Source organism: Candidatus Bathyarchaeota archaeon (assembly GCA_026014725.1).
GTDB lineage: Archaea > Thermoproteota > Bathyarchaeia > Bathyarchaeales > Bathycorpusculaceae > Bathycorpusculum.
Window position 1 is genome coordinate 1 of sequence record JAOZHV010000035.1, and the last position, 5,094, is coordinate 5,094.

The window sequence follows — 5,094 nt, forward strand, 5'->3', positions numbered from 1 at the left end:
GAAGCTTTGCGCAAAGTGGATTTCGTGGCAATCTCAATAGACAGCTTGGACGCAGCGAAAAACGATTACATAAAAGGCGTTGATGGTTCGTGGAAGAAAGCGGTGGAAACCGTGGAAACCCTGCACAAGGAGGGCATAAAAGTCGCGGTCACACCCACAATTTCGCAGCTGAACCTCTACGAGATTCTGGATATCACAAACCATTTTTCTCAGAAAGGAATCCCACTGTGGTACTGCCTTTACTCGTTCGACCTTTCGGTAGACGCAAACCAGCTTTTCAGAATCGGCAAAGCAAACGACGAATTCATAATAAAAGACAAGCAGGCAATGGTTAAACTGTGCGACGCGCTTATCGAGATGAAAAAGAAAAACGACAAAATCCTCATGACCACCCGACTGCTAAAGGCGCTTAGAAGCCTCTACGCAGAGGACAAGCGAACATGGAGTTGCCGAGCACTCCAAAACTTCTTCATAATAGACCACTTGGGCAGAATCGCGGGGTGCCACAGCCACAACTTTGCAGGCTCAGTGTTTGATCTGCCAAAAACTTGGAACAGCGAGAAATTCAGCGCCCTCAGGAAAACTTACCGAGAATGCAGCCAATGCACGTATCTGTGCTACATTTTCTACTCGCTACACGGCAGCCCTTACGGAAACCTGCTACTGGCTAAAGACCAATGGAAAAACGCACGCCTATTGCTAAATAAGAAAGATGCCAAACCTGAGATAGGTAAATGAGAATAATTCATTCGTATTTTCAGCTGCGAATTCTATGAGTGAAAGGTTTGCTGAGGGCTCTGAGCTGGCGAAACTATAGGAGAAAAAGAGAGAAATGCAACCTCTCGAAACAACAGCTACTGCTGCTACTGCAATTGCCATTGCTTTTCCGCTCGGAGTCCTTTTCAGCCCCATTTTTTCTCCATTGCATGTGATTCTTGCTTATGGAAGACTAAAAAAGGGGAAATTTAGTTTGGTTTTGCCGCATGGCTACTTTTTCCTTAGTATTAACAAGCCAACTATAGCGACTGCAATTATTATCGCGATTACTCCGCCAATAATGGTCCACGTTGGGTCAATTGGTTGCGGATATTCAGGTGGTTGTGTTGCTGGTGGCGCTTCGTCAACGTTAATGGCTGTTTCAGCGTACGAGCTGTAGTAGGATTTGGAGCCTGCAAATGTGGCTATGATGGTGTATTCGCCTGGAACTTCGGGAACAAACGCCTTCTTGAATAAGCCGCTGGCGTCGCTGGTGACAGTGCCTATATGGACAAAGTTGCCGTTTGGATCAAGAGCATCCAACGTTATTTCAACACCCGTTGCATTTGTAGGCATTGCCTGTTGCTGGTATAGGTATTCCATCCACGCACTCATGCTATCGTCAGCTATCGCTGGAGTACCAGCGGCGGGGATGCCGAGGCAAGTTTCTCCTGGAGACTGATCAGTTATGGTACCTTCTACTAGTACGCTGCCGCCATATACTGAAACTTTAGGTGAAGCGGAAACTGTTGTAGCTGATAATCCTTTGCCGTAGGCGTAAATCTGGTTGTCATAGCAATTAAACGAGACAAATACGCCGTCTGCTGCAGGGAAACTGTTGCATTGAGTACCACCAAAGTCCAATGTGCTCCATAGTTCCTCTCCCGAAGTAGCGTTTATGCAGTAAAGCTTGGCGCCCTTGAAAAAGGGCGGAGTGTAATCGTGGCTTGACGCAATGTAAAGCTTGTTGTCCGCAAGAGTTGCAGGAGTGGTTGGCCAGAAAGGCCATGAACCGTAGGGTGTCTCTCCCATAGCACTCCCAGCGTTCCAATTCCACTTGAGATCCCCTGTAGTGATATCATAACAGTACACTTCTCCGCCAAGAGTCCATGTGTAAAGGCTGCCGTAACCAATAACTCCCTGTGCAGCAGTGTAACCACCATAAGCGCCGTAATATCCCCAAGCATTGTCGTAGGGTTTAGTTGGACCCCATAGTTTTGCTCCTGTTTTGATGCTGTAGCCAGACCATGTCATCGACTGCTGTGTGAATTCAGTGAAGACACCTTTTCCAGCAGGACCAAGAAACACGTTTGTCCATGGGGGCAGCGTTCGGTTTACTGGACCCCACAATAAATGCCCATCAACTGCGCTGTAGCCTACGTCAATCCGATAGCCTGGTTGAGACCCACCGGGGATACCCATGAAACCAGATTGATAAGTCACAAATACTGCATCATCAGAAATGGCGCCGATACTTGGAGAAAACGCTATAGGTACGCCTGAAATGTTGGTAGGTACTGGTATGCTCCATTCGATTCCACCTTTCCAGTCAATGGTCGCTCCTTGAGGAGGTCGCCAAGTTTCTCTGGGACTATAACCTGCACCCAAGTATGGGGTGCCTGCAGCGATACACTTGCTTGCGTTCCACATAATCAAGTTGCCTCCGGCAATGGTGTAACTTAGAATTTCTCCATTGGGACCTTCCGCGAGTTTCTGAGAAGTCGCACCACTAGTCACACCAGTTACAAGAGAGACATTGGCAATGTTCAGTATCCATTGACCAGTCATGGCGTCATACATCGACCACGTAGTACCACTGGCAGTAAATAGGTATGCGTGTGCTCCGTACTGGTTCCCTGTTTGGAAGTTGTACACCATGCCGCATTTCAGTGATCCAGAAACATTTGCAGTCCATCGTGTTCGCCCTGTACGCAGGTCTACCGCAGTCAATGGTCCTGGATTGCTTGTAGACCCGGGATACGAAGTGTAGTAAAGAATACCGTAAAGGACTACTGGTGCAAATTTGGCTTCGTATGCTGTTCCTGTGGCATACACACTTGTGTCAGTCGCGCCAAACTCTCCTCCAATCTGGCCTCCAAAGGCAAGAGGTTTCGTCCATAACACATGAGCACTTTCTGGAGCTGTCGTGTAGGGATTGAAGTTTCCGTTAGAATCGTACACCCCACTAGTAGCAAATGCTCCAGTTCCAAGTCCAAGCCAGTTTCCTCCGATAGAGTACCATTCGCGGTTCATTGAATTTATGGGGCGCTGCCAGTAATCTGTAGGAAGTGGAGATGCCTGATAAGATGATTCTATTGGTTCCTCTTGGACAGTGATTTCAACGATGTTGCTGGTACTGGCGGTGTATGTATCGTTGATAAAATCAAGGTTTTGAAGCATGCCATACGGGTAGGGATTCTCCAATGCTACGGTTTGACCAGGAAAGTGGCCAACGAACTTGTAGGTGCCGACTTGGGTCGGAACGTATTGTGTCCATGCGCCTCCTGTAGCAGCGGAACTCAATGGTCCTAGGATTTCAGTGTTTCCGTCAGGTTTTGTAACTGTTACAGTCATGTTATGCCACATCATACCCCAATCACCTTGTGCTGTTGGCGGTACTTTGTCAAGCCAGAAGGTGATGTAGACAGTTTGATCGACTCCTACGGGGTTGGGTGAAACACTAAGAAAGGCGTAGGTAGGAATGGTCCATGCGGGAGTATGTGCATTAGCGATAGGCAAAGCAAAGAGAGTGATAGCGATAGTTAACACCAGAAACATTGATGTCGCGAAAGCTTTTGTTTTGTTTTTTGCAAAGTTCATTTTTCCATTTTTCTCCTTAATTTTATGGTAAGCACAGCGCAATTTGAGTTTATAAAAAATGGTGAGGATGCAGCATCCTCACAGAAATGCGAAAAATTAAATGTGATTGTGGAGAATATGCCTAAAGCGGGAGGGAGCAATACATTACGTTCAAAGATGAGGACCTACACGTATTCACCGCGCTGGGCTTATCTATACGGCTGGCCCAAGTTTACTTAGCCAACGCCCAATTGGGACAAACAACAATCAGGACAATCGCAGACAAGTTGGAGATAGATCGAGCAGAAGTCAACCGAGCATTAACAAGACTGGAAAGAATGGGCTTAACCCAAAGATACATAACAAACCCCGTCACTTTTAAGACCACCTCAATAGCCGAAGCGATCTCAATCTTGCTGCAGCAAGACGTCGAAAAACACAACAAAATCCGAGACGAGGCTGAAGAATTTATAAGAAAACTGGGAAAGCAAAACAACGAAAAATTAGCCCGAAACGACAGCCGATATCAACTAACAATAGGATTTAAATCTGAAAGATACAAAATTTCGAAAGAGGTAGCAGAATTACACACAAGCATGGACTGCATTTCCAATTGGGAAGGTTTGCTTTTTTTTTTTTCTGATAGAATTGAAGGTGTCCAAGAAGCCTTAGAAAGAGGCGTGAAAATGCGATTCATTACGCAGCTACCTGAGGGCGATGAAATTCCTCAAATAATCCAAACCCTCACAAAAAAGGGCTCCTTCGAAATAAAATTCGCTTCAACATTCCCGAAAGGAGGCATAAGCATACTTGACGGAAAAAGAGTTCACCTTATTAGTCTACCTGCAGAAGTCGGACCAAACCGACTTGAAATTCTACGGTTAGACAATCAGGATTTAGTATCGTTAGCACAAGATTACTTTGACTTGAAATGGCAAGCAGCAACAACACCCTGCTGGAAAAAAATAAAAACGTAACCTAACTGGTTTGCCGAGGATTCTGAGCGGGCGCAAAATAGGAGAAAAGAAAAAATGCAAACTCTCGAAGCAACAGCCGCTACTGCCGTTACTGCTTTGCTGTTCCGCTTGCAGTTCGTTTCAGCTCCTCTTCTTTCCGCCGCAGAGAAAACGCGCTTTGTCTGCAAAATAATAAAGAACGCTAAACCTCCAAGTTTGGCAAAAACGCAATGACTTTAGCAAGCGGATGGATGGTTGCGCCGTCGAGCTTTTGCTCGCCTTCAATGTCTACTATTGATTTAACAAGCAGCATGTGCAACGGAGCCTCAGAGACCTTGTCCATTATCCGTCGCGGCCCGTGATCCCTCGGGCGCTTCAGTTCAAGAAGAGCAGGCAGCAACATAATCAAGATAAGCAATGGTATCCCAAACGCCAACAAGGCACTTATCGAAGCCAGATCAGCAGCCATAGCGACCTTTTGAGCATATGAACTACTTCATGATATAACCATTTCCATTGCCTAAATGCGAAGTCTTAACCCAAATGTTACGGTTCTTTCGGAAGATTTTGGACGCAAGCAAAT

General features: G+C 46.2%; 4 protein-coding genes. 2 read left to right on the forward strand and 2 right to left on the reverse strand.

Features of this window, described 5'->3' with window-relative positions:
• Positions 1–738: radical SAM protein (locus tag NWE95_07250; GenBank protein MCW4003690.1), on the forward strand; the 738-nt coding region annotated here is incomplete at its 5' end.
• 249 nt (positions 739–987) lie between these two features.
• Here NWE95_07250 and NWE95_07255 read toward each other — a convergent pair.
• Positions 988–3,576 (reverse strand): PQQ-binding-like beta-propeller repeat protein, encoded by a 2,589-nt coding sequence (locus tag NWE95_07255; GenBank protein MCW4003691.1) that lies wholly within the window; start codon positions 3,574–3,576, stop codon positions 988–990.
• Between the two features lie 182 nt (positions 3,577–3,758).
• Here NWE95_07255 and NWE95_07260 point away from each other — a divergent pair, with 182 nt between their 5' ends.
• A complete protein-coding gene (locus NWE95_07260) occupies positions 3,759–4,532 on the forward strand; it encodes a hypothetical protein (protein ID MCW4003692.1) in 774 nt (257 codons plus the stop codon).
• Positions 4,533–4,713: 181 nt separating this feature from the next.
• On the opposite strand, the gene NWE95_07265 is transcribed toward NWE95_07260, so the two are convergent.
• Positions 4,714–4,980, reverse strand: coding sequence for a hypothetical protein (locus tag NWE95_07265; GenBank protein ID MCW4003693.1), 267 nt, complete (start codon positions 4,978–4,980; stop codon positions 4,714–4,716).
• Positions 4,981–5,094: the final 114 nt, after the last annotated feature.